General features: G+C 71.4%; 24 protein-coding genes. 6 read left to right on the top strand and 18 right to left on the bottom strand.

The features are described 5' to 3' along the window. Nucleotides 1–310 precede the first annotated feature (310 nt). Entirely contained in the window at nt 311–661 is a 351-nt protein-coding gene (locus AB0J88_RS00915) for an Lsr2 family protein (RefSeq protein ID WP_089255811.1), read from the bottom strand. A gap of 300 nt (nt 662–961) precedes the next feature. Between AB0J88_RS00915 and AB0J88_RS00910 the strand changes: the two genes are divergently transcribed. Continuing rightward, nucleotides 962–1,702 (top strand): methyltransferase domain-containing protein, encoded by a 741-nt coding sequence (locus AB0J88_RS00910; protein ID WP_364354381.1) that lies wholly within the window; start codon nt 962–964, stop codon nt 1,700–1,702. Here the strand turns inward: AB0J88_RS00910 and AB0J88_RS00905 are convergent. The 6 genes from AB0J88_RS00905 to AB0J88_RS00880 form a co-directional block, all read right to left on the bottom strand. Continuing rightward, nucleotides 1,675–2,442 carry a type III pantothenate kinase gene (locus AB0J88_RS00905; protein ID WP_089255807.1) on the bottom strand — a complete coding sequence of 256 codons (768 nt, stop codon included), beginning with the start codon at nt 2,440–2,442 and terminating at the stop codon, nt 1,675–1,677. The genes AB0J88_RS00910 and AB0J88_RS00905 overlap by 28 nt on opposite strands. Before the next feature lie 6 nt (nt 2,443–2,448). After that, complete coding sequence (gene nadC, locus AB0J88_RS00900; RefSeq protein ID WP_364354378.1) at nt 2,449–3,348, bottom strand: carboxylating nicotinate-nucleotide diphosphorylase; 900 nt, start codon at nt 3,346–3,348, stop codon at nt 2,449–2,451. Next, nucleotides 3,348–4,994: an L-aspartate oxidase gene (locus AB0J88_RS00895; protein WP_364354375.1), complete on the bottom strand. Its 1,647-nt coding sequence runs from the start codon at nt 4,992–4,994 to the stop codon at nt 3,348–3,350. Before AB0J88_RS00895 ends, nadC begins: the two co-directional genes overlap by 1 nt. A gap of 61 nt (nt 4,995–5,055) precedes the next feature. Next, the gene (locus tag AB0J88_RS00890; RefSeq protein WP_364354372.1) at nt 5,056–5,919 is read right to left on the bottom strand and encodes a septum formation family protein; all 864 of its coding nucleotides are present in this window, start codon (nt 5,917–5,919) and stop codon (nt 5,056–5,058) included. A gap of 94 nt (nt 5,920–6,013) precedes the next feature. Continuing rightward, entirely contained in the window at nt 6,014–6,850 is an 837-nt protein-coding gene (gene panC, locus AB0J88_RS00885; RefSeq protein WP_364354369.1) for a pantoate--beta-alanine ligase, read from the bottom strand. Further along, entirely contained in the window at nt 6,847–7,743 is an 897-nt protein-coding gene (locus tag AB0J88_RS00880) for a DUF2520 domain-containing protein (RefSeq protein ID WP_364354366.1), read from the bottom strand. Before AB0J88_RS00880 ends, panC begins: the two co-directional genes overlap by 4 nt. Before the next feature lie 121 nt (nt 7,744–7,864). On the opposite strand from AB0J88_RS00880, the gene AB0J88_RS00875 reads away from it, so the two are divergent. Together AB0J88_RS00875 and AB0J88_RS00870 are read left to right on the top strand one after the other, a co-directional pair. Continuing rightward, nucleotides 7,865–8,866: an SAM-dependent methyltransferase gene (locus tag AB0J88_RS00875; RefSeq protein ID WP_364354363.1), complete on the top strand. Its 1,002-nt coding sequence runs from the start codon at nt 7,865–7,867 to the stop codon at nt 8,864–8,866. Further along, nucleotides 8,841–9,992: an NADH-quinone oxidoreductase subunit D gene (locus tag AB0J88_RS00870; RefSeq protein ID WP_364354360.1), complete on the top strand. Its 1,152-nt coding sequence runs from the start codon at nt 8,841–8,843 to the stop codon at nt 9,990–9,992. The genes AB0J88_RS00875 and AB0J88_RS00870 overlap by 26 nt, the downstream gene beginning before the upstream one ends. Before the next feature lie 4 nt (nt 9,993–9,996). On the opposite strand, the gene AB0J88_RS00865 is transcribed toward AB0J88_RS00870, so the two are convergent. From AB0J88_RS00865 to AB0J88_RS00850, 4 genes are all read right to left on the bottom strand, one after another. Then, nucleotides 9,997–11,496 carry a hypothetical protein gene (locus AB0J88_RS00865; protein ID WP_364354357.1) on the bottom strand — a complete coding sequence of 500 codons (1,500 nt, stop codon included), beginning with the start codon at nt 11,494–11,496 and terminating at the stop codon, nt 9,997–9,999. A 155-nt stretch (nt 11,497–11,651) separates the two neighbouring features. Continuing rightward, nucleotides 11,652–12,605 carry a glycine betaine ABC transporter substrate-binding protein gene (locus tag AB0J88_RS00860; RefSeq protein ID WP_364354354.1) on the bottom strand — a complete coding sequence of 318 codons (954 nt, stop codon included), beginning with the start codon at nt 12,603–12,605 and terminating at the stop codon, nt 11,652–11,654. 281 nt (nt 12,606–12,886) lie between these two features. After that, complete coding sequence (locus AB0J88_RS00855) at nt 12,887–13,606, bottom strand: ABC transporter permease (RefSeq protein WP_364354351.1); 720 nt, start codon at nt 13,604–13,606, stop codon at nt 12,887–12,889. Further along, on the bottom strand, nt 13,603–14,289 hold the full coding sequence (locus AB0J88_RS00850; protein ID WP_364354348.1) for an ABC transporter permease: 687 nt from the start codon (nt 14,287–14,289) through the stop codon (nt 13,603–13,605). Before AB0J88_RS00850 ends, AB0J88_RS00855 begins: the two co-directional genes overlap by 4 nt. A 2-nt stretch (nt 14,290–14,291) precedes the next feature. On the opposite strand from AB0J88_RS00850, the gene AB0J88_RS00845 reads away from it, so the two are divergent. Then, entirely contained in the window at nt 14,292–15,308 is a 1,017-nt protein-coding gene (locus AB0J88_RS00845; RefSeq protein ID WP_364354345.1) for an ATP-binding cassette domain-containing protein, read from the top strand. A gap of 41 nt (nt 15,309–15,349) precedes the next feature. Here the strand turns inward: AB0J88_RS00845 and AB0J88_RS00840 are convergent, their stop codons facing one another. The 7 genes from AB0J88_RS00840 to folP all read right to left on the bottom strand — a co-directional run bounded on the left by AB0J88_RS00840 (nt 15,350) and on the right by folP (nt 19,867). Next, entirely contained in the window at nt 15,350–15,844 is a 495-nt protein-coding gene (locus tag AB0J88_RS00840; RefSeq protein WP_364354342.1) for a hypothetical protein, read from the bottom strand. Nucleotides 15,845–15,900: 56 nt separating this feature from the next. After that, entirely contained in the window at nt 15,901–16,194 is a 294-nt protein-coding gene (locus AB0J88_RS00835) for a hypothetical protein (RefSeq protein WP_089255779.1), read from the bottom strand. Between the two features lie 18 nt (nt 16,195–16,212). Continuing rightward, a complete protein-coding gene (locus AB0J88_RS00830) occupies nt 16,213–17,505 on the bottom strand; it encodes an ABC transporter permease (RefSeq protein WP_364354339.1) in 1,293 nt (430 codons plus the stop codon). Between the two features lie 73 nt (nt 17,506–17,578). Beyond that, nucleotides 17,579–18,106: a DUF3180 domain-containing protein gene (locus AB0J88_RS00825; protein WP_364354336.1), complete on the bottom strand. Its 528-nt coding sequence runs from the start codon at nt 18,104–18,106 to the stop codon at nt 17,579–17,581. Beyond that, nucleotides 18,103–18,630, bottom strand: a complete 528-nt coding sequence (gene folK / locus AB0J88_RS00820) for a 2-amino-4-hydroxy-6-hydroxymethyldihydropteridine diphosphokinase (RefSeq protein WP_364354613.1) — start codon at nt 18,628–18,630, stop codon at nt 18,103–18,105. Before folK ends, AB0J88_RS00825 begins: the two co-directional genes overlap by 4 nt. Further along, the gene (gene folB, locus AB0J88_RS00815) at nt 18,627–18,995 is read right to left on the bottom strand and encodes a dihydroneopterin aldolase (RefSeq protein WP_364354333.1); all 369 of its coding nucleotides are present in this window, start codon (nt 18,993–18,995) and stop codon (nt 18,627–18,629) included. Before folB ends, folK begins: the two co-directional genes overlap by 4 nt. After that, nucleotides 18,995–19,867 carry a dihydropteroate synthase gene (gene folP, locus AB0J88_RS00810; RefSeq protein ID WP_364354326.1) on the bottom strand — a complete coding sequence of 291 codons (873 nt, stop codon included), beginning with the start codon at nt 19,865–19,867 and terminating at the stop codon, nt 18,995–18,997. The genes folB and folP overlap by 1 nt, the downstream gene beginning before the upstream one ends. Nucleotides 19,868–20,188: 321 nt before the next feature. Here folP and AB0J88_RS00805 point away from each other — a divergent pair, with 321 nt between their 5' ends. Then, nucleotides 20,189–20,506 (top strand): hypothetical protein, encoded by a 318-nt coding sequence (locus AB0J88_RS00805; RefSeq protein WP_364354323.1) that lies wholly within the window; start codon nt 20,189–20,191, stop codon nt 20,504–20,506. A 15-nt stretch (nt 20,507–20,521) separates the two neighbouring features. Continuing rightward, entirely contained in the window at nt 20,522–20,884 is a 363-nt protein-coding gene (locus tag AB0J88_RS00800) for a hypothetical protein (RefSeq protein ID WP_364354320.1), read from the top strand. The last annotated feature ends 657 nt before the right edge of the window (nt 20,885–21,541 follow it).

Genomic DNA, 21,541 nt, shown 5'->3' with positions numbered 1-21,541 from the left:
ACGCCTGCGCACCCTCACTCTATCGCCGCGGGCGCGGTCAGCCACGGCCGTGCGCGCCGGACTGACCCCTGTCCGCGACGTATCTGCCAACTCTGCACGCTTATCGGGTGTTCCCGGGTAGGAACGTCTACGCGCAGAGCGAACACGGCGAGGTTTTGATTCATGAAGATCAAGAGCGTTCGGTGTGACAAGGGACCGGTATCAGGCCCACAAAACCGGACAAACGTCTAAAGCAACGGCCGGGGCGGGGACGGCCGACCGCGCGGTGCGGTCAACAGGGAGGGGTCCCCGCCCAGCGAACGTTTCCTGCCTAACGACCGGCCTTCGCGTGGTACTCGTCGACGATCTCCTGCGGGATCCTGCCCCGGTCGGAGATGTCCTTGCCTTCCTTCTTGGCCCAGGCGCGAATGGCCTTGTTCTGCTCACGGTCGGCGGCAGCACCGCCACGACCACGAGCCGCGCGCCCGCCAACCACGACCCCGCCCCGACCCACCTTGGAGCCGGCCGCCAGGTAGGGCGCGATTGCGTTCCGCAATTTGTCGGCGTTCTTCTTCGAGAGGTCGATCTCGTACTGAACACCGTCGAGGGCGAACTTCACCGTCTCATCGGCGTCGCCACCGTCGATGTCGTCGACCAGCTTGTGAATGATCTGCTTGGCCACGGGCCGTTGTCCTTTCGCGTGGTCCCTCCCACAAACAAGAGCACAATAGCCCGTTCGGCGCGCGATCGGTCAATAGGACGGCAGAATCAAGGGCCGAGTCTTGCTTTTTCGTTAATTCGTCAGGCTGGGCCGGGCGCTCCGTTTCCGATTGCACGACAGAGCGTGGTGGATTCGCGCCGCCGCAGTGAACGGGGCCGTGTTAGGCGCGTCACGCTCTGATCGAAATCTCGTGGATCGGACCGGGATGGGTGGCTGACACATTGCCGTCGGTCACGAATAGCTGCGGTACGCTCCGCCTCGATGGATGCCAAGAAGCGCAAGGCCCTGTCGTTCGGAGCGGTTGCGGTGCAGTACGACCGATTCCGCCCGCCCTATCCGCGCGCGGCGCTCGAATGGGCGGTCGGCGGCCCGGCACCCCGCACCGTGGTGGACCTCGGTGCCGGCACCGGCATACTCACCCGCGGCCTGATCGCCGCCGGCTACGACGTGACCGCCGTCGAACCCGATCCGGAAATGCGCGCGCAACTGGCAGTCACGACCGACGGCCGAACCGCGTTGGCGGGCAGCGCCGAAGACATTCCATTACCCGACGGAAGTGTCGACGCGGTGATCGCCGGTCAGGCGTACCACTGGTTCGATCCGGATCTGGCACACGCCGAAGCGGCGCGGGTGCTGCGTCCCGGTGGTTATTTCGCGGCCGTGTGGAACCTGCGTGACCGGCGGGAGCCGTGGGTCGCGGCACTCGACGTGATCGCCACTGCCGCCGGTGACCGGGAACACGACCGACCGGCCACGTTCGGGGCCGCGTACGCCGCGGTGGAGCACCGGGAATTCAGCCACGAGACGTCGCTCACCAGTGCCCAACTGGTGGAAATGATGACTACCCGCTCCTATTACCTGACCGCCGGGCCGGACATCCGGAAACGGTTCGAGGCGGAACTGACCGACCTCGCCGAGACACATCCCGACCTGATCGGTCGGGATTCCTTCCCGCTGCCCTACCGGACGGTCGTCTACCGCGCGTCGACGTTGCGCTCGTAGACCATCCGCAGGCCGATCAGCGTGATCATCGGCTCGTGGTGGGTGATGGTGCGGCATTCGCCGAGCACCACCGGCGCCAGCCCGCCCGTGGCGATCACCGCCTTGACCGAGCCGAGCTCCTCGGTCATCCGGTCGACGATGTGGTCGACCTGACCGGCGAACCCGAAATATAGGCCGGCCTGGAGGCACTCGACGGTGTTCTTGCCGATCACCGATCGGGGCTTGGCCGGCTCGACCTTGCGGAGCTGGGCGGCCCGGGCGGCCAGCGCGTCGAACGAGATCTCGATGCCGGGCGCGAACGCACCACCGAGGAACTCACCGCGGGCGCTGATCACGTCGAAGTTGGTGGTGGTGCCGAAGTCGACCACGATCGACGGACCCCCGAACAGGGTGTACGCCGCCAGGGTGTTGACCACCCGGTCGGAGCCGACCTCCTTCGGGTTGTCGATGGCGAGCTGCACCCCGGTCTTCACGCCGGGCTCGACGATCACGTTGGGCAGGTCGCCGTAGTAGCGGGCCAGCATGGTGCGCAACGAGCGCAGCGCGGCCGGCACGGTCGAGCACGCCGCCACCCCGGTGATCTCGACCGCGTCACCCGCCAGCAGGCCGCGGAACATCAGCCCGAGCTCGTCGGCCGTCGACCTGGCGTCGGTCTTGATCCGCCAGTTGTGCACCAACTTGTCGCCGTCGAACGTGGCGAGCACCGTGTTGGTGTTACCGATGTCGATGCACAGCAGCATGTGGGGTCAGCTCCGGCTCAGGTGCGGCGGGCGAAGATCGAGTGCGATGTCCAAGATAGGTGACGAATGCGTCAAGGCCCCTACGGAAAGGTAGTCGACGCCGGTGGCGGCGTACGCCGGTGCGACCTCCAGAGTGAGTCCGCCCGTGGCCTCGAGCTCCGCCCGGTCACCCACCGCGGCGACCACCTCGCGGAGGACCGCCGGCGACATGTTGTCGCAGAGCAGGAAATCGGCACCGGTGTCGACAGCCTCGATCGCCTCCTCGACGGTGGTGACCTCGACCTGCACCGGAACGTCGGGGAAGGCCTCCCGGACCCGGCGGTACGCCTCGGCGACGCTGCCCGCGGCCAGCTTGTGGTTGTCCTTGATCATGGCGACGTCGTAGAGGCCCATCCGCTTGTTGGTGCCACCGCCGGCGCGAACGGCGTACTTCTCCAACGCCCGTAGCCCCGGGGTGGTCTTGCGGGTGTCGAGCACCATCGCCTTGGTGCCGGCGAGCGCGTCCGCCCACCGTCGGGTGTGCGTCGCCACCCCGGAGAGGCGGCTGAGCAGGTTGAGCGCGGTGCGCTCGGCGGTGAGCAGGGTGCGGGTCGGCCCGGTCACGGTGGCCAGCAGGTCACCGGCGCAGACCGCGTCGCCGTCGCGGGCCTTCAGCACGATCTCGGGCGTGGTCGCGCCGGCCAGTGCGAACACCGCGGCCGCCACCGGGAGCCCGGCCACCACGCCGTTGGCCCGGGCCATCACGTCGGCGGTGTCGACCTGCTCCGCCGGTATGGTCGCCTCGCTGGTCACGTCGCGGTGCTCCGGCCCAAGGTCTTCGTCCAGGGCGCCGCGCACCACCCGCTCGACCTCGGCCGGGTCGAGCCCCTTGGCCCGCAGGTCGTCGACGATCCACTGCGGCAACATCACGCCTCCCAGGTGAGGGTCGGGATCCCCGCGCCGTCCAAGGCGGGGAAGAGGTGGCCGAGCCACTCGTCACGGGCCGCGGGGAAGTCCTCGCGCCAATGGCAGCCGCGCGTCTCCTCCCGAGCTGTGGCCGAGGCGACCAGCGCCGCGGCCACGGTCACCAGGTTGGTCGCCTCCCAGCTCGCGGTTGCCGGGCGACCGCGGGTCGCGCCCAGCCCGACGATCGTGCCGGCGGTCGCGGCCAGCGAGCCGGCCGAGCGCAGCACCCCGGCGCCCCGGCTCATCGCCCGTTGCAGCGCGGGCCGGACGCCCGGGTCGAGCACCCAGGCCGGGCCGGTCGCCGGGGCCGCCTCGGACTGCTCCGGCAGGTCGCCCGCGATGTGGTCGGCGATCCGCCTGGCGAACACCAGGCCTTCGAGCAGCGAGTTGCTGGCCAGCCGGTTGGCGCCGTGCACGCCGGTGCAGGCCACCTCGCCGCAGGCGTAGAGCCCGGGGATGGAGGTGCGGCCGTGCAGGTCGGTGCGGACGCCGCCGCTGGCGTAGTGCGCCGCCGGTGCGACCGGGATCGGCTCGGTGGCCGGGTCGACGCCCGCCGCCAGGCACGACGCCACGATCGTCGGGAACCGCCGGGCCAGGAAGTCGCCGCCCAGGTGTCGGGCGTCGAGATAGACGTGGTCGGTGCCGTTGGCCAGCATCACCCGGTGGATGCCCTTGGCGACCACGTCGCGCGGGGCGAGCTCGGCCAGGTCGTGCTGCCCGACCATGAACCGCTTGCCGTCGGCGTCGACGAGGTGGGCGCCCTCTCCGCGCAGGGCCTCGCTGACCAGCGGCTGCTGAGCCCGCCGGTCGTCACCGCCACCGAGGTAGAGCGCGGTCGGGTGGAACTGCACGAACTCGACGTCAGTCACCTCGGCGCCGGCCCGGATGGCCAGGGCGACACCGTCTCCGGTGGACACGACGGGGTTGGTGGTCGACGCGAAGACCTGGCCCATGCCGCCGGTGGCCAGCACGACCGCGCGGGCCATGATCGCCCCGACTCCGTCCTCGGTGCCCTCGCCGAGCACGTGCAGGGTGATGCCGCAGGCCCGACCGGACGCGTCGGTGAGCAGGTCGAGCACCAGCGCGTGGTCGACCACCCGGATCCACGGGTCGCGCCGGACCGCGGCGTGCAGCGCGCGCTGCACCTCGGCGCCGGTCGCGTCGCCGCCGGCGTGCACGATCCGGTTGGCGTGGTGGCCGCCCTCCCGGGTGAGCATCAGCGAGCCGTCCGGGTTGCGGTCGAACTCCGCGCCCAGCCGCATCAGCTCGCGGACCCTGGTCGGGCCCTCCTCGACCAGCACCCGCACCGCGGCCGGGTCACACAGCCCGACGCCGGCGATCTCGGTGTCGGCGGCGTGCGCCTCGGGGGTGTCGAACGGGTCGAGGACCGCCGCGATCCCGCCCTGTGCCCAGCGGGTCGAACCGTCGTCGATGTTCTCCTTGGTGACCACTGTGACGTGGCGGCCGGCCGCACGCAGGTGCAGCGCCGCGGTCAGCCCGGCGATGCCCGAGCCGACCACCACCACGTCGGTCGACTCGGCCCAGCCCGGCTCCGGGCCGGCGAGGCGTCGAGGCAGTTCCGGCAACTCCGCGACACGGGGGTCCATCTGTTCAGTGAACCCTGTCAGATCATCGGGTGTCCGCCCGGAGCACGGAAACGTGGGCGGGCTAACTCGGCCGGCCGACGTTGGCCGGGAAGCCCTTCTCGCCGACGCCCTTCATCGATGCCGTCAGCGGCCGGAACCGGATCCAGATGAAACAGCGGACGCCGCGGTCACCCAGCTTCCACGCGTCCTTGGCGGCCATCACCGGGATGTAGCCGGTCCGGGCCGCGAAACCCGGCTCGTACGGCATCTTCACGTACGCGGCGATGGTCTTGAGGCAGCCCTCGTAGAACGGCACGTAGTCGCGGTCCTTGACCGGGTAGGGCACCTTGCCGGGCGCTGTCCAGACCCCGGCGAACTCGCCCTCGTGCTTGGCGTCGCAGGCGCTGTCGGCGACCGTCTCGACGTTGCTGCGCTTGTCGAGCTTGACCAGCGCGCACCGCAGCAGCAGTGGCGAGTCGTCGGTCAGCGCGCCGGCGAGGCTGCCGGTGCGGGCCGCGACCTTCCCGTCCGGACCGACGCCGGTGAGCTCGACCAGGTCGCAGCGGTACCAGCGTTGGCCCGCCTCCCACGCCGCCGACGTCGGCACGACCACGTCGAGCCGGAGCCGGGCCGTGCGCCAGTCGGCGCCGAGCGTGCTGGCCGCTTGTTTGTCGCACTCGCCGAAGACCTTCGCGGCGTCCGCCGCGGCACCGGTGAACGTGCCGGAGTGAATGGTCTCGGACTGGTGCGACTCAGCACAGTCGACGGTGCCGTCGAGGGCATCGGCCGTGCGTGCGGCCACCTGGACGTGACAGCGCGGCGGCGACGGGCTCGCCACCACCGGCGGTGCCGGTGCGGCTGCCGAGCCGCCTCCCCCACCGCCGTCCGTGCCGCACGCGGCGCTGCTCAGAACCAACACCACGACCGCTGCCGTCCATCGACGCATCGCGTCCTCCCCAGGGACCCCGGGCGCTGTGCTGTCCTAACCAGAGCACATCAGGACGGCGGAGCGCAACCGGGTGGTCACGCCAGGTTAGCGATCAACCAAGATCGATCGGTGTGTTGTCGATCAGACGGGTGGCGCCGACCTTCGCGGCGACCAGCATCCGCGCTGGTCCATGGCCGGGTGGCGGGCCGAGGTCGGGGTCGAGCAGCACCAGGTAGTCGAGTTCCACGGCGGTCGTACCGTCGGCGAAGATCCGATGTGCCGCGGCCAGCGCGCCGTCGGCGTCCGCACCGGCCACGGCGGCGGCCGCGCCGGCCCGCAGGGCGGCCGAGAGGCGCAGGGCGGCCAGGCGCTCCGACTCGGTCAGGTAACGGTTGCGGCTCGACAGCGCCAGGCCGTCGGCCTCCCGCACGGTCGGCACGCCGCGCACCTCGATCGGCAGGTTGACGTCGAGCACCATCCGGCGGATCAGCGTGAGCTGCTGGTAGTCCTTCTCGCCGAAGAACGCGAGATCCGGCCGGACCAGGTTGAAGAGCTTGAGCACCACGGTGAGCACACCGTGGAAGAAGCCGGGCCGGCTGGCGCCTTCGAGCAGCTCACCCAGCGGGCCGGGGTTGACCCGCACGTGCGGTTCGCCGCCGGGGTAGACCTCGTCGCGGTGCGGCGCGAAGACCAGGTCGACGCCGGTGCGCCGGCACATCTCCAGGTCGGCTTCCATCGTGCGCGGATAGCGGTCGAAGTCCTCGTTGGGTCCGAACTGGAGCGGGTTGACGAAGATCGTGGCGATGACCGAGTCGGCGCTGGACCGCGCGGCGCGTAGCAGCGCCTCGTGCCCCGCGTGCAGGGCGCCCATGGTCAGCACGACGGCGACTGAGCCGGGCAGGGCCGCGCGGGCGGTGGCCAGGTCGGCCCGGGTCTCGACGAGCTTCACGCGACCCGCTCCGGACGGTTGCTGGCCAGCACGCCGAGCAGGGCCTCGGCGTCGTGCGGACGCAACTGGCCCGCGGCGATGGCCCGGTCCGCGGTGCGGCGAGCCATGGCGACGTACGCGGGTACGGAGTTCGGCGCGGTCGCCTCGATCGCGGCCACGTGGCGGGCGACGGTGCCGGCGTCGCCACGCGAGACCGGGCCGGTCAGCGCCGCGTCGCGCATCCGCAGCGTGTTGTCGAGCGCGGCGTGCAGCAGCGGGCCGATGACCTTCTCCGGGTAGACGACACCGGCGTCGCTCAGCCGGTCCATCGCCTCGTTGACGAGCGTGACCAGGTGGTTCGCCCCGTGTGCGAGCGCGGCGTGATAGAGCGCGCGGTCGTCCTCTGCCACCCACTCGGGCTGGCCGCCGAGGTCGTGCACCAGGTCCTCGGCGAACGCCTTGAGGTCGGCCGGCGCGGTGATGCCGTACGAGATGCCGACCAGCCGGTCGAGATCGGCGGCCGTGCCGGTGAAGGTCATCGCCGGGTGCAGGGCCAGCGGACGGGCGCCGGCGATCGCGGCCGCACCGAGGACGGCCAGCCCGTGCGCCCCCGAGGTGTGCAGGACGACCTGGCCGGGGCGCAGCGCGCCGGTCGCGGCCAGGCCGGCGACCAGGTCACCCAGCGCGTCGTCGGGGACCGCGATGATCAACAGGTCGCTGGCAGCGGCGGCCACCTCGTCGGCGGGCAACACCGGGGTGCCGGGCAACAGGCGGGCGATCCGGCCCCGGGCGCCGGCCGAGGCCGCGGACGCGGCGACCACGTCGTGGCCCGCGGCGCGAAGAGCGGCGCCGAGCACGGCGCCGACGCGGCCGGTGCCGATGATGCCGACGGTTTGGCGCTGCAGTGCGCTCATATTGATCCAGTCCACGTAGGTTAGGTACCGGTCAACATCAAGTATGCGATCCGGAAACAGACCGGACACAGCATGTGTGAAGACTTTCACGGGCAGGTTTATCCCCTACTAGGCTGCTTTGATGCGCTGGTCTGCGGCGATGTCGCGCGCTCTCTACGGGCCGGGCGGATTCTTCGTCTCCGGTGCCGGGCCGGCCGGCCACTTCCGCACCAGCGCCAACGCCTCACCGGTCCTGGCCGCGGCGGTGCTGCGGCTGCTCGGCCAGGTCGACGAGGCGCTCGGGCGGCCCGGGCGGCTGGACTTTGTCGATGTCGGCGCGGGCCGGGGCGAGCTGCTCACCGGGGTGCTGGGAGGCGCGCCGACCCACCTGCGCGACCGGCTGCGCCCGGTCGCCGTCGAGGTCGCGCCGCGGCCGCCGTTCCTGCCCGACGAGATCGACTGGCTGGCGGCGCCGCCGGAAGGGATCACCGGGCTGCTGATCGCCACCGAGTGGCTCGACAACGTGCCGCTCGACGTGGTCGACGGCGACTTTTATCTGGAGGTCGACCCGGCGACGGGTGACGAGCGACCCGGCGGTCCGGTCGAACCGGCCGACGCCGCCTGGCTCGACCGCTGGTGGCCGGCCGGGTCCCGGCACGAGATCGGGCGGCGGGAGGTCGGACGGAGCCGGGACGAGGCGTGGGCCGGCGCCGTCGGTGCCGTCGAGCGCGGGCTGGCGGTCGCCGTCGACTACGGGCACCTGCTCGACCGGCGGCCGTTCGACGGCACGCTCACCGGATACCGCGACGGGCGGCAGGTGCCGCCGGTGCCGGACGGGACCCGGGACGTGACGGCGCACGTCGCCGTAGACGCCGTGGCGCTCGCCGGTTCGGGGCGCGCCGGGCGCCCGTACCAGCTGATGACCCAGCGGCAGGCGCTGAAGGCGCTCGGCGCCGACGGCGGCCGGCCACCGATCAGCCTGGCGAGCACCGACCCCACCGGATACGTGCGAGCGCTGGCGGCGGCTTCTGCCGCGGCGGAGCTGACCGCGCCCGGTGGCCTGGGCGACCACTGGTGGCTGTTCCAGCCGGTGGGTATCGAAGACTGGACGTGGGACGATGGCGCGTATGTCGGATCTTCGTGAGGTGACCGTCGGCACCGGTGCCGGGCTCGACACCGCCGACATGGTGCTCAACATCGGTCCCCAGCACCCCTCGACGCACGGCGTGCTCCGGCTGCGGCTCGTGCTCGACGGCGAACGGGTCGTCTCCTGCGAGCCGATCGTCGGCTACATGCACCGGGGCGCGGAGAAGCTGTTCGAGGTGCGCGACTACCGGCAGATCATCGTGCTGGCCAACCGGCACGACTGGCTGTCGGCGTTCTCCAACGAGCTCGGCGTGGTGCTCGCGGTCGAGCGGCTGATGGGCATCGAGGTGCCCGAACGCGCCGTGTGGCTGCGCACCGCCCTCGCCGAGCTCAACCGGGTGCTCAACCACCTCATGTTCCTGGGCTCGTACCCGCTGGAGATCGGCGCGATCACGCCCGTCTTCTACGCGTTCCGCGAGCGCGAGACGCTCCAGACGGTCATGGAAGAGGTCTCCGGCGGCCGGATGCACTACATGTTCAACCGGGTCGGCGGCCTCAAGGAAGAGGTGCCGGCCGGTTGGACCCGGCGGGCGCGGGAGGCGATCGGCGAGGTCCGGCGCCGGCTGCCCGACCTCGACAACCTGATCCGACGCAACGAGATCTTCCTGGCCCGTACGGTCGGCGTCGGGGTGCTGACGGCCGAGCAGGCGGCGGCCTACGGTGCGTCCGGTCCGGTCGGCCGGGCCTCCGGCCTCGACCTCGACCTGCGCCGCGACGAGCCCTACCTGGCGTACGGCGAGCTGTCGGTGCCGGTGGTGACCCGCACGGCCGGTGACTGCCACTCGCGGTTCGAGGTGCTGCTGGACCAGGTGTACGTGTCACTGGACCTCGCGCAGGAGTGCCTGGACCGGGTCGACCAGCTGACCGGGCCGGTCAACGTGCGGCTGCCCAAGGTGGTCAAGGCGCCGGAGGGGCACACGTACGCGTGGACCGAGAACCCGCTCGGGATCAACGGCTACTACCTGGTGTCCCGGGGCGAGAAGACCCCGTGGCGGATGAAGCTGCGCACCGCGTCGTACGCCAACGTGCAGGCGCTGAGCACGCTGCTGCCCGGTTGCCTCGTGCCGGACCTGATCGCGATCCTGGGCTCGATGTTCTTCGTGGTCGGCGACATCGACAAGTAGCGCGTCAGCGCCAGCGGTCGTCGCCGCCACGGTCGTCGTCGTAGGCGCCCCGGCCCCAGGAGGCGTCGCGATCGGCGCCGCGTCGACCCCACTCGCCGCCGGCCGCGTTGTCCTGGCCACGGCCGTAGGTGCCGCGGGACTGCTCGCCCTGCCAGGCGTCGGCGTACCAGGCGCCTGGCCCGTCGGCCGGGCGGTCGTCGTCGCGGCGGACCGCGGCCCAGCGGTCCTCGACCCGATACTCCGTGCCGGACTCGTCGGCCCGGACGCTCGCGCGCCGCTCGCCCATCCGCAGCTCACGGCCGCGGTCGTCGGAGCGGACCGTGGCCCAGCGGTCGCCGCCGCGGGAGGACCACTGGTCGTCGTACGAGGGTGCCTCGCCGCGCTCGATCGCCGGCTGGTCAGCGCGTAGCTCGCGCAACCGGCGGTCGGTGAACGACTCCTCTCCGCCTGAGCCCCAGGCGGCGGGCGGCTCGTCGTCGGCCCGCCGGCGGCGCCCAAAGCCACCGCTGTCGTAGTCGGCGTCGTCGTCCTGGCCGCGCCGGCTGCCGTAGGTGCCGCCGCCGTACTCGCCACCGGACCGGTCGTCGTCGCCATAACGGTTGCCGTCGCCGTAGCGGTTGTCATCGCCGTAGCGGTTGTCGTCGCCGTACCGGTTGCCGTCGCCGTAGCGGTTCTCGTCCCGGTAGCGGTCGCCGTAGACGTCGCCGGTGCCGTACGTGCCTCCACCGCCGCGTCCGTCGACCACCGTGTGGCGGGTGGTGACCTGGACGGTCTCGGTGTGCCGGACGACGCCGCCGGGCACCCGCGCCCGGGGCGGCCGGGCCGAGCCGGTGGCCGTGCCCTCAGCGGGGGCGCCGTAGGTCCGGCTCGTGGACGCCATGACCGGCTGCGGGTTGGCGGCACGTTCGTCGTCGGCGTTCTCGCGGCCGTAGGCGCCGCCTTCGCCACCGCCGTACGCGGCTCCCGCGCGTCCTCCGCCGTAGGTGGCGCCCTCGGCGCGCCCGTAGGTCGCGCCGCCCTGGGCCGCACCGGTGCCGTAGGTGCCGGCCTGCGCGGTGCCCTGGTCGCGTGCCTGCGGCTGTGCCTGTGCCGGCACGCCGACCGCGGGCGGGCGCGGGCCGGCCCGCTGGGCGTCGAGCTGCGCGCGCATCGCGTCGACGGACTGCTGCAGAGCCTGGAGCTTCTCGCTGAACTGCCGGTGGGTGGCCCGAGCCGCGGTCTCGATGTCGCGGCGCACGTCGCCCTGCAGCCCGTCGATCTCGTCGGCGACCATGTCCTCGAGCTCGACCCGGACGGAGTCGGCATCGCCGCGCAGCCCGATCGACAGTCCGATCAGGACGACCGCGAGCACGGCCAGCACCGCGGCGATCCGCAGCGGGCCGTTGCCGTCGGAGACGAGCAGGAGCAGCATCGCGATCGGTGCGAGCCCGATGCCGCCCCAGAACAACAACTTGAGCAGCGGACGGCCCCGCGGCTGCTCTTCGTCGTCGTCGGTGTTCGGCATGGGTCGTGATTCTACCGAGACATCCGGACCAGCGGAATGGCCGTCGCCGGTGGCACGCGACGGCGATTGCCCGGTCACCGCGGGTAAGAACGGCTCGGGGCCGGCCTCCCGCGTCGGAAGGCCGGCCCCGAGGCGCGTTGCCGGGTTGCGTTGGGTCAGGTGGCCAGGTCGCCGTCGGAGGACAGCACCAGGCCGACGCTGATCGCGCCGGTGCGCAGCGCGTTCTTCGTCTGCGGACCACCGGCGTCCAGCGAGCTGAACTTGCCGGCGTTGAAGTTGTAGGTCGCGACCAGACCCTGCTGGCACTTCGGGCGCTGCGGGCACTCAGGCGGGCCGCCGAGGACGGTGGCCGAGCCGGAGCACTTCTCCGCCAGTTGCGACAGCGTGGTCACGCCGTATTTGTCGGAGAACGCCTTGGTGACCGCGAAAGCGTTCTGGTCCTGTGCGGCCGACGGCTCACCGAACGTGATGCCCACCTTCTGCCCGAGCGGGCGGAGCTGGGCCATCGTCTGGTTGATGTCGGGTGAGGAGAGCGGCTGGGCGTTGGCGCCGTTGACCTTCGTGTTGAGGAAGTCGAGCGCCGAGGCCGCGTATTCCGGAACGACCTGGACGTCGCCCTTCTCCAGCGCCGGCTCGTAGAGCTCGCGGTTGCCGATCTGCTGGACCGTCACGTTGTAGCCGGCCGCGGTCAGCGCGATCTTGTAGAGCTCGCCGAGCGTCTGGTTCTCGCTGAAGTTGGCCGCGCCGACGATGATGTTGCCGCTGGCACCGGTCGGGATGCCCGCGGTCAGGTTGTTGGCGGTCGCGAACTCCTGCGCCGCCACCGCCGGCGTCTTGCGCTCGACGTCGACCGCCCGGTTGAGCTGGATCAGCTTCTGGGTGTCGAGCGACTGCGCCACCTTGTTGGTGGCCGCGACGGCCTGGGGAGTGGCCGCCTTGGTGTTGATGGCAGCGACGACGTTGTCGCTGTTCTGCAGGTTCTTGTCGTCCTGCAGGACCACGAGCTGGTCACCGGCGACCGGGGCGCAACCCGCACCCCCGCCGGTGGCCGCGGGTGCCTGGGCGCCGGACGAGCCGGCGTCACCGCACCCCGCTAGAAGACCAGCCACGAAGAGGACGCTTGCCGCCCCCGTCGCGAGCCGTGAAACTGCGCGCATGAATGCCCGCCTTCCGTGTCCCGGCGCGACCCCGTCTGGGCCGGCCGCGTGTCCGACGGACGGAGGGACAAGCTTCCCGTCCGCGATTTCTCACCCAACATGGTGTCAGTGGGGACCGACAAGAAACTGTGGCTGTTGTCATCGGATTGTCACTGTCGCGTCTAATGCCCCTAGTACTCCGGGCATCAAATACGGACTTTAACCACCAAAGCCGCTAGACGGCCTGGAATCCGTCAGGCCGCACCAGTCGCGATCGTCTCGCGGTCCGCTTTCCGCCGCATGGGCCGCAGTGGCGCCGGCGTGATCAGGCGCTCGACCAGCGCGAGGATCCCCTCGACGGCCAGCGCGAGCACCGCGACCAGCACGCCGCCGGCCAGGATCTGCCCGCCCGCGGCCGCGATGCCCAGCCCGAACCCCTCGGCGATGATCTGCCCCAACCCGCCACCGTTGACGTAGGACGCCAGCGCCGTGGTCGCGACCACCTGCACGGCGGCGGTGCGGAACCCGGCCGCGAGAAAGGGCACGGCCAGCGGCAGCTCGACCCGCCGGAGCAACTGGAGGCCGGACAGACCCATCCCCTTCGCCGCGTCTCTGGTCTCCGGGTCGACCTGCCTGATCCCGGTGTACGCGTTGGCGAGCAACGGAGGGATGGCGAACACGGCCAGCGCCACGATGATGGGCGGCTTGCCGAAGCCGAGGAACGTCAGCGGCAGGATGGTCAGCAGCGCGATCGTCGGGATCGCCAGCGTCAGGTCCGACAGCAGCACGACCAGGCCGCCACCGCGACCGGCGTGGCCGAGCCAGATGCCGAGCGGCCACGCGACCACGCAGCCGATCGCCACCGCGGCCGCCGAGATGGTCAGGTGCTCTCCGAGCCGGTCCAGGATGCCGCCCGGGTTGGTCCAGTTGAGCGGGTCGTTGAGGTAGACCCACGCCGACTCGACGATGTTCATCGGGCTCTCCTGGTCCACGGAGTCAGCAGCCGTCCGGTCCCGATCAGGATCAGGTCCAGCAGCAGGGCGAGCAGCACACACAGGATCGTGCCCGTGGTGATCTCGGCCTTGAAGAAGTTGTTGCGGAACCCACCGAGGATCAGGTTGCCCAACCCGCCCTTGCCGATCAGCGCGCCGATGGTGACGAGAGCCACGGTCGACACCGTGGCCAGGCGCAGCCCGGTGAGGATGCCCGGCAGCGCGAGGGGCAGGTCGACGCGCATCAGCCGCCCGAACCGCCCGTACCCCATGCCGGTCGCTGCTTCCTGCGCTTCCTTCGGCACCTGGTTGAGGCCCGCGAGCGTGTTGCGCACGATCAGCAGCAGGGCGTAGAGCACCAGGCCGATCAGCACCGACGTCGACTTGGTCGGGCCGACCGCGGGCGCGATGAAGGCCAGCAGCGCCAGCGAGGGAATGGTGTAGAGCACACCCGAGAGCGCCAGGATGGGCCCGCTGAGCGGACGGAACCAGTACGCGACGACGCCCAGCGGCACCGCGACGACCATGGCGACCGCCACGGCTTCGGCTGTCAACGTGACATGCTCGCCAAGAGCGTCAAGGATGGTGCTCGAGTTGGTCCGGATGTAGTCCCAGGAGAACCAGGGATTGGCGGCATCCTGATACGCCAGGTCGCGGAGGGACATGAGTGGACGCTACCCCGGAAGGCGGTAACGGCGCGCCGGCCGATCGCAAGGCGGCGCCGATCGAGCTGCGGGAGGTGCGCAAGCAGTACCCCGACGGCACCGTCGCCGTCGACAAGCTCGACCTGTCCGTCAACGCGGGCGAGCTCGTGGTGCTGATCGGCCCGTCCGGCTGCGGCAAGTCGACCGTGCTCCGCATGATCAACCGGTTGATCGAGCCGACCTCGGGCCAGATCCTGATCGACGGCGAGGACGTCACCGACGCCGACGCGGTGCGCCTGCGGCGGCGGATCGGCTACGTCATCCAGAACGTCGGGCTCTTTCCCCACCAGACGATCCACACCAACGTGGGTACGGTTCCCCGCCTGCTCGGCTGGCCCAAGCAGCGCATCCGCGAGCGCGCCGACGAGCTGCTCGATTTGGTCGGCCTCGACCCCGCGCGCTACGGCAAGCGCTACCCGCACGAGCTCTCCGGCGGCCAGCGCCAGCGGGTCGGCTTCGCGCGTGCGCTGGCCGCCGACCCCGTCGTGCTGCTGATGGACGAGCCCTTCTCCGCCGTCGACCCGATCGCGCGCTCCGGTCTGCAGCGCGAGTTCCTGCGCCTCCAGGCCGAGGTGCGCAAGACCGTCGTGCTGGTCACCCACGACCTCGACGAGGCCGTCCGGATGGGCGACCGGATCGTCGTGCTCTCGCAGGGCGCCCACCTGGAGCAGTTCGGCACCCCGGCGCAGCTGCTCGGCGAGCCCGCGTCGCCGTTCGTCCGCGAGTTCGTCGGCAAGGACCGCGGCATCCGCCGCCTGGCGGTGCTGCCGGTCACCGAGGACATGCTGACCGCACCCGGGTCCGTGGCCGTCGAGGGCCGCATCCCGGTCGTGGAGCTCGGCATCTCGCTGTACGACGCGCTGGCGGCGATGCTGGTCGCCAACGCCGACTACGCCGAGGTCAAGGACGGCGAGCGGACGGTGGGGCTGATCAGCCGGCATCGCATCCTGAGCATCGACTACCCGGCCGAGGCTGACTGAGGTTTCGCGGACCCGGCGGGGAGGGCGCCGGGTCCGCGTGTTCAGCTGCGGGTGCCGCGCCAGCCGCCGAGGGTGGCGAGGCCGACGATCCAACCGACGAAGAGGCCGTACGTGGCGCCCTGGCCGGCGGCACCGAAGGCGGCCAGCAGCGTCGGGTTGCTGCGGACCAGCGCGGTGATGAGGCCGGCGAAGGCACCGGCGAAGACGAACGCACCCCAGCCGGCGAAGAACTGGCTGAGCGTGCCACGCGCCCGGGCGAGCTGGCTGCCGGGCAGCAGGTAGAGGAACAGCGCCGTGAGCACCACGACGAGGATCGCGCGCAGGTCGTCGGCGAACACGTCCTGGAGCGAGTCACCTGAGTCGAACCGCCAGGCGGGGTAAGCCAGCAGCCGCAGGAACCAGCCGCCCGCCGTCTGATCGGTGTAGTTGTCAGTGACCCAGTCGCGATACCAGGGACTACCGAAGACCAGCACCAGGACCAGGGCAGCGATCGTGCCCGATCCGGTAGCTGACTTGTACCGGTTGGTGAGAGCCATGCCGCCGGTATTTCCCGACGGGATCCATCGACGAAACCTACCGGGGGTATCTACAGCTATTTGTCGTGCTTGAGCAGATAGTCGATGAACTTGGCCCGCAGCAGCGGCTCCTGCTCGCCGAAATCGTGGCCCTCGGCCTCGCGGAACAGGGCGACGGCTTCGTCGATGTAGCCACCGGTCGCGCTGAGGTCGGGCTCCAGTCCGGCGGCGGGCTGGGCGTCCGGCAGGTGGCGCAGCACGGACCAGAAGAAGCGCACGTCGAGGCGCTCGCGGGCGACGTGGAACGCGCGCTCGCGCAGCTCCTCTGTGGACTGCGCGTCGAGCGCGGCGAACTCTGGCGATTCGGTCATGATCCGAGCGTAGCCCGCTCAGCGCTCGCCGTTGTTCCAGCGCTCGGTGTCCCAGGCGTCGGCCCGGCTCTCGGTGGGCTGCGCCGGGAGCGACGACCACGAGTCGGTCCGCTCGCCGAGCGTGCCGCCGCGCGGCTGGGTCGTCTGCCACGGCGTCTCGTCGGTGCCGGCCGACTTCGGCCGTCCGAAGGTCTCGACCAGGCGGGTCACCACCAGGCCGACGACCACCGCTCCGGCGCCCAGCGCGGCGGGTGTGACCTCTTCCCAGCCGCGCTCGGCGAGATAGCGCTGGCCGACGACCAGCAGGGCGACGGCCAGGACCGTGCCGAAGATCCCACCCCGGCGGCCGTACGCGCTGGTGCCACCGAGCAGCGCGGCGCCGACCGCGAGACCCGTCCATTCGAGCCCGCCGGCCGGCACGACGGGGCCGTCGGACGAGGCCGCGATCAGGACCCCGGCACCGGCCGCGAGCGGCATCGACAGCACGATGGCGCCGGCGGTGAGCATCGCGGCCACCGGGCCGCGGCGCCGGGCGGGGTCGGCGACCGGGCGGAACCGGCCGACCGAGCGGCGGACGGACTTGACGGTGCCGAGCAGCCCGCCGAGCACCGCCACGATCGCGACGCCGACGAACAGGTAGAGGGCGTGGTCGGTGGGGTCGAACCCGCCCTGCACGTTGACCGGCGCCGACCGGCGCTGGATGAACACCAGCGTGCCGAGGGCGGCGGCGAGGCTGGCCGCCCAGCCGGGCACGTGGAAGACCACCACGACGACGGCGACCGCCACGCCCAGCACGAGCGCGGCGACCGTGGCCTGGGCGATGGTGGGCACGATGCCCCGGTCGCCGTTCTCGGCGAAGTGCAGGGCCGCGGCCACCGCGACCGGGCCGAGGGCCAGGTTGACGGCGCCGGCGCGCAGCGTCAGCCCGGCGCCCATCGCGAGCAGACCGAGGGCGGCGCCGGCGACGAGAAGTTGCTCGAGGGCATTGCCGCGCAACGCTGCGGAGTCTTCGCGGAGCAGCAGGTAGCCAACCCCGGCGACGCCGAGCAGGAGCACGACCTCCCAGACGATGTGGAAGGCCAGCCGGTCCCGGCCCGGCTCACCGTCCGCGGGGTCGTCGAACACGTCGTCGAGGACCGCCGCGGACACACCCTGCCGCCCGGTGTCGCCGGTGTCCGTGGCCCGCAGCTCACCGACGCCGAACTCGTTGGACGGATAGTCACCGGCCGAGTAGTCGTCGCGGTAGTCGCCGGCCGGGCCCGGGTCCATGTCGCCCGCGCGTCGCCGGTAGATCGAGTCGTCGTAACCCATCAGGTGCGCCTTCCTACCATTCGCACGCACCCTAACCGCGCTTCCGCCCGGACGTCACCCCCTGTGAATGCGGCTACCGATGGGTAGATCTTGCGTCGTCGTCGTGGTTCTCGTCGTCGTCGCGGCGCTTGGGGACCCGGCAGGCGCGTTCGAGCAGCAGCGCGGCGACGACCAGGATGATCGATCCCACGACGCCACCGATCGCGGCCGGGAGGTCGTGTCGGGCCGCGTCGGTGTGCTTGAAGGCCAAGAAGATCAGCAGCCCGGCGAAGAACCCGCCGAAGATCGAGCCCACCAGCGACGATGCCTTGGCCAGCACCGCGAACCGGGCCACGGCCAGCGGGTCGACCGGCTCGCGGCCGGGTTTGCGCTGCACCCGGGCTCGCGTGTTGAGCGCGAGATAGCCCTCCAGCACGCCGAGACCGGCCAGCACGGCCGTCGGCGACCAGGGCAGGTCGGGCAGGCTCGAATAGGTCATGCTGACCAGCAGCCAGGCCAGGGCCGCGGCCACCAGCGCGGCGAGCACCAGCGTGGCCGGCTGGGTCGGACCCATCCGCGGCCGGTGCGGCCCGTGGCCGCGTTCGGGAGACTGCTGGCTCATCCCGCCGACTGTATCCGCAGATCCGGGCGGGCACGCACCGCCGCCACGTCGCTCGCGGCCGGCTCGGTCCGCAACAGGGCGGCCACCGGCCCGCGCCCCGGCAGCTCGGCCGCCGGGTCCAGCTCGGCCCACGGCAGCAGGACGAACGCCCGCAGATGGGCCCTCGGGTGCGGCAGGGTCAGTTCCGGGTCGGCACTGCGCACGGGCCGGCCTTCCGCGTCGAAGACGGCGATCACGTCGACGTCCAGCGTCCGCGGGCCGAACTGCCGCTCGGGGTCGCGTACCCGCCCCTCGGTGGTCTCGATCTCCTGGGCGCGGTGGAGCCAGTCGCGCGCTGTCGCCGCGTCGTCCCGGACCACGGCCGCAGCGTTGAGATAGCTGGGCTGGTCGGGATCGCCCCACGGCGGAGTCTCGTAGACGCCGGAGACGGTTACGAGGACGGGCTCCAGCGCGGTGACCGCCGCCCGCAGGTGGCCCAGCCGATCACCCAGGTTGCTGCCGAGCGAGAGGATCGCGCGGGTCAGCGGTCCGCCCTCCCCCGGCGCATGCGGACCGAGACGTCGGCGAACTCGTGGGGAATAGGTGCGTGCGGCTTGTGCACGGTGACCGTCGCGGTGGTGACCCGCTCGTCGTCCAGGCAGACGTCGAGGAGCCGGTCGGCGAGCGTCTCGATCAGGTCGACCGGCTCGCCGGTGATCACCTTGACCAGCCGGCCGGCCAGCACGCCGTAGTCGACGGTCTTGGTCAGGTCGTCATCGCGGGCGGCGGCGCTCAGGTCGAGCTCGAGCACCACGTCGACGAGGAAGTCCTGACCCTCGGCTCGTTCGGTCGCGAGCACGCCGTGCCAACCCCGGGCACGCAGTCCCTTGAGCGTGATCCGATCGGTCATCAACTTTCCTCCTCGTACGCCAGGCGCGGCCGTCCGCTGGCTCGCCACACGGCGATCGCGTCGGTGGTCTCCCGCACGTCGTGCACCCGCACGCCCCAGGCACCGGCGGCGACCGCGAGCACGCTGGTCGCCACCGTCGCGGCCAGGCGCTGGTCGACGGCGCGGGGCGTGCCGTCCGGCTCCGCCAGCAGGCGGCCCAGGTAGGACTTGCGGCTGGCGGCGAAGAGCACGGGGTAGCCCAGCGAGATCAGCTCCGGCAGCCCTCTGGTGAGCGCCCAGTTGTGCTCGGCGCGCTTCGCGAAGCCCAGGCCGGGGTCGATGACGATCCGGTCGGCGGCCACCCCGGCCGCGAGCGCGTCGTCGATCCGCTGGCGGAGCTCGTCGCGTACCTCTTTGACCACGTCGTCGTAGTTGGCCAGGTCGGCCATCCGGCGCGAGTGGCCGCGCCAGTGCATCAGCACCCAGGGGCAGCCGGCTTGGGCGACCACCTTGGCCATGTCGGGGTCGGCGAGGCCGCCGGAGACGTCGTTGACCACGGTGGCGCCGGCTTCCAGCGCGGCGGCGGCGACGCTGGCCCGGGTGGTGTCGATGCTCATGGGGACGCCGCGGTCGGCGAGCGCGCGGATGACCGGCAGGACCCGGGCCGCCTCGGTCTCCGGGTCGACCCGATCGGCACCCGGCCGGGTCGACTCGCCACCGACGTCGACCAGGTCAGCACCGTCGCGGCGCATGGCGACGCCGTGTGCGACAGCGGCCGCCAGACCACCGCCCGAGTCGGTGGAGAAGTATCGCCCGCCGTCGGAGAACGAGTCGGGCGTGACGTTGAGGACGCCCATCACCACCGGGTCGGGCGACCGCAGCAGATCGGTCACCTGTAGACCGTACCGAACAGGGGTTCGGGCACCTCTCACGCCGCATTGACCACACGGGCCACGAGGGGCGCACCGGGCGCATTCTTCGTAGCTTGTTCGAAGCAGGGCTCCGCCGTACGCTTTGCAATTGCTAATGATTCCGGCGCCAAGACGGAGGAGACAGGCCGAAACCGGGACAAAACACCCGAGGATGAGACACCGTTAGCGGTGAGCGCACAACATCCGGGCCGGCGGACAAGACGTACGACACAACGTCACCCGAAGGCCTGACAATCACAGTGCCGCGGCTCCGCCGGCCGTCGGCACCGGGGAGGTTTTCCGATGATCGCCACTGAGCTCGTCCAGCAGGCGTGGAGTGCGTCCGCGCACGCCGCGTCGGGCGTGCTCGCCCACGTCATCGCGGGTGATGCAGACCCGAAGGGCATCGACACATCAGGCATTGTCACGTTCTTCGCCAGCAAGGTGGCCCCGATTCTCCTTGCGGTGCTCGGCGTGATCTTCATCGGCCGCGCCAGCAAGGGCGAGGTCTCGAAAGTCCTGACCAGCTCGGCCATCGCCATCGTCGGCCTCGCGTTCATCGCGGGCGCGGCGACGTTGTTCTTCGTCGGTGACTACCTGATCAAGCTGATCTTCGAATAGGCCGCGGAGCACGAGATGCGGCTGCGCACCGATGACGACATCTACCGGGCTCGCCTGGTCTACCTGGGCCCGCCGGGATACACGCTCCCGATCCACCTGCCCTATGCGCAATATGGGCTCTTCATGCTTCTCGTGCCGCTCTACATTTTCATCCACTGGCTGTTCACGTTCAGTGTCGACCTGTTCCCGGCCTGGGAGATCGCGCTCGCCATCGTGACGACGTCGTTCATCTTCCGCCACGTCGACCCCGACCGTCCGGCGCGCGTGGTGATCCGCACCGCGCTCACCGACTGGCGCCGCACCCGCGAGCCCGCCGTCGAGCAGCGCGACCCCCGTCTGGTCGCAACCAAGATCAGGATCCGCGAGGAGCTGGTATGAGCCGGCACCCTGCGGAACAGAGCGAGGTCCTCGCATGAACCGACCCGTCCCGCCGGAGTCCCGTCCGGCCGACACGCAGTCCGGAGGCGGCGGTCACCGTCCGCGATCATCCGACTACCCTGCGACGGATCTTGATGCCTCTGAGCTCGACGAGGAGCGCACGGACACTGAGCTCGTGACCACTCCAGGTCACGGGTCGGTGGCGGTTTTCCAGGCGCCGGGGCCAGCGCGCTCACGCCCGGCCGACGAACGCGCCCGCGCGGTGCCGACCGGACGCCGACCCGACGCCGACATCGACTCCCCGTTCCTGGACCTCTTCGGCGGCGCCGCACCGCAGCAGGCGGGTCCGCCGGAGACAACGGATCCCGGCAGCGGCCGCCACGCGCTGACGAACGGCAACGGCGCCACCCCGCCATCAAGGGGCGCCGAGCCTGTCCACAGCGCCGATCCCACGTTGACCGGCCACCTCGACGAGCTCGACCCACAGTGGCGCGGCCCAGAACAGCCCCGCAGTGCTGGATCCGCGCGCGGGCTCGAGCCCTCACGCGGTGGCGGTGATTCCTCGCGCGGCCGTGAGTCCGCGCGGGGTGTCGACTCCCCGCGCGGACTCGAATCCTCGCGGGGTGTCGACTCCCCGCGCGGACTCGAATCCTCGCG

Origin of the sequence: Asanoa sp. NPDC049475 (assembly GCF_040676915.1) — a bacterium.
GTDB lineage: Bacteria > Actinomycetota > Actinomycetes > Mycobacteriales > Micromonosporaceae > Asanoa.
The sequence above is the reverse complement of the archived record's forward strand: the minus strand, read 5'-3'. Positions and strand labels throughout refer to the sequence as shown.

What these genes read in the sequence shown, in the direction of transcription:
- AB0J88_RS00800 (WP_364354320.1), top strand. Translation starts at nt 20,522, where the DNA reads ATGCGGCTGCGCACCGATGACGACATCTACCGGGCTCGCCTGGTCTAC.
- AB0J88_RS00890 (WP_364354372.1), bottom strand. Translation starts at nt 5,919, where the DNA reads ATGCGTCGATGGACGGCAGCGGTCGTGGTGTTGGTTCTGAGCAGCGCC.
- AB0J88_RS00905 (WP_089255807.1), bottom strand. Translation starts at nt 2,442, where the DNA reads ATGCTGCTGTGCATCGACATCGGTAACACCAACACGGTGCTCGCCACG.
- AB0J88_RS00910 (WP_364354381.1), top strand. Translation starts at nt 962, where the DNA reads ATGGATGCCAAGAAGCGCAAGGCCCTGTCGTTCGGAGCGGTTGCGGTG.
- AB0J88_RS00840 (WP_364354342.1), bottom strand. Translation starts at nt 15,844, where the DNA reads ATGGCTCTCACCAACCGGTACAAGTCAGCTACCGGATCGGGCACGATC.
- AB0J88_RS00805 (WP_364354323.1), top strand. Translation starts at nt 20,189, where the DNA reads ATGATCGCCACTGAGCTCGTCCAGCAGGCGTGGAGTGCGTCCGCGCAC.
- AB0J88_RS00830 (WP_364354339.1), bottom strand. Translation starts at nt 17,505, where the DNA reads ATGGGTTACGACGACTCGATCTACCGGCGACGCGCGGGCGACATGGAC.
- AB0J88_RS00855 (WP_364354351.1), bottom strand. Translation starts at nt 13,606, where the DNA reads ATGAACATCGTCGAGTCGGCGTGGGTCTACCTCAACGACCCGCTCAAC.
- AB0J88_RS00825 (WP_364354336.1), bottom strand. Translation starts at nt 18,106, where the DNA reads ATGAGCCAGCAGTCTCCCGAACGCGGCCACGGGCCGCACCGGCCGCGG.
- AB0J88_RS00880 (WP_364354366.1), bottom strand. Translation starts at nt 7,743, where the DNA reads ATGAGCGCACTGCAGCGCCAAACCGTCGGCATCATCGGCACCGGCCGC.
- AB0J88_RS00835 (WP_089255779.1), bottom strand. Translation starts at nt 16,194, where the DNA reads ATGACCGAATCGCCAGAGTTCGCCGCGCTCGACGCGCAGTCCACAGAG.
- AB0J88_RS00865 (WP_364354357.1), bottom strand. Translation starts at nt 11,496, where the DNA reads ATGCCGAACACCGACGACGACGAAGAGCAGCCGCGGGGCCGTCCGCTG.
- AB0J88_RS00870 (WP_364354360.1), top strand. Translation starts at nt 8,841, where the DNA reads ATGGCGCGTATGTCGGATCTTCGTGAGGTGACCGTCGGCACCGGTGCC.
- AB0J88_RS00895 (WP_364354375.1), bottom strand. Translation starts at nt 4,994, where the DNA reads ATGGACCCCCGTGTCGCGGAGTTGCCGGAACTGCCTCGACGCCTCGCC.
- AB0J88_RS00850 (WP_364354348.1), bottom strand. Translation starts at nt 14,289, where the DNA reads ATGTCCCTCCGCGACCTGGCGTATCAGGATGCCGCCAATCCCTGGTTC.
- nadC (WP_364354378.1), bottom strand. Translation starts at nt 3,348, where the DNA reads ATGTTGCCGCAGTGGATCGTCGACGACCTGCGGGCCAAGGGGCTCGAC.
- folB (WP_364354333.1), bottom strand. Translation starts at nt 18,995, where the DNA reads ATGACCGATCGGATCACGCTCAAGGGACTGCGTGCCCGGGGTTGGCAC.
- AB0J88_RS00875 (WP_364354363.1), top strand. Translation starts at nt 7,865, where the DNA reads ATGCGCTGGTCTGCGGCGATGTCGCGCGCTCTCTACGGGCCGGGCGGA.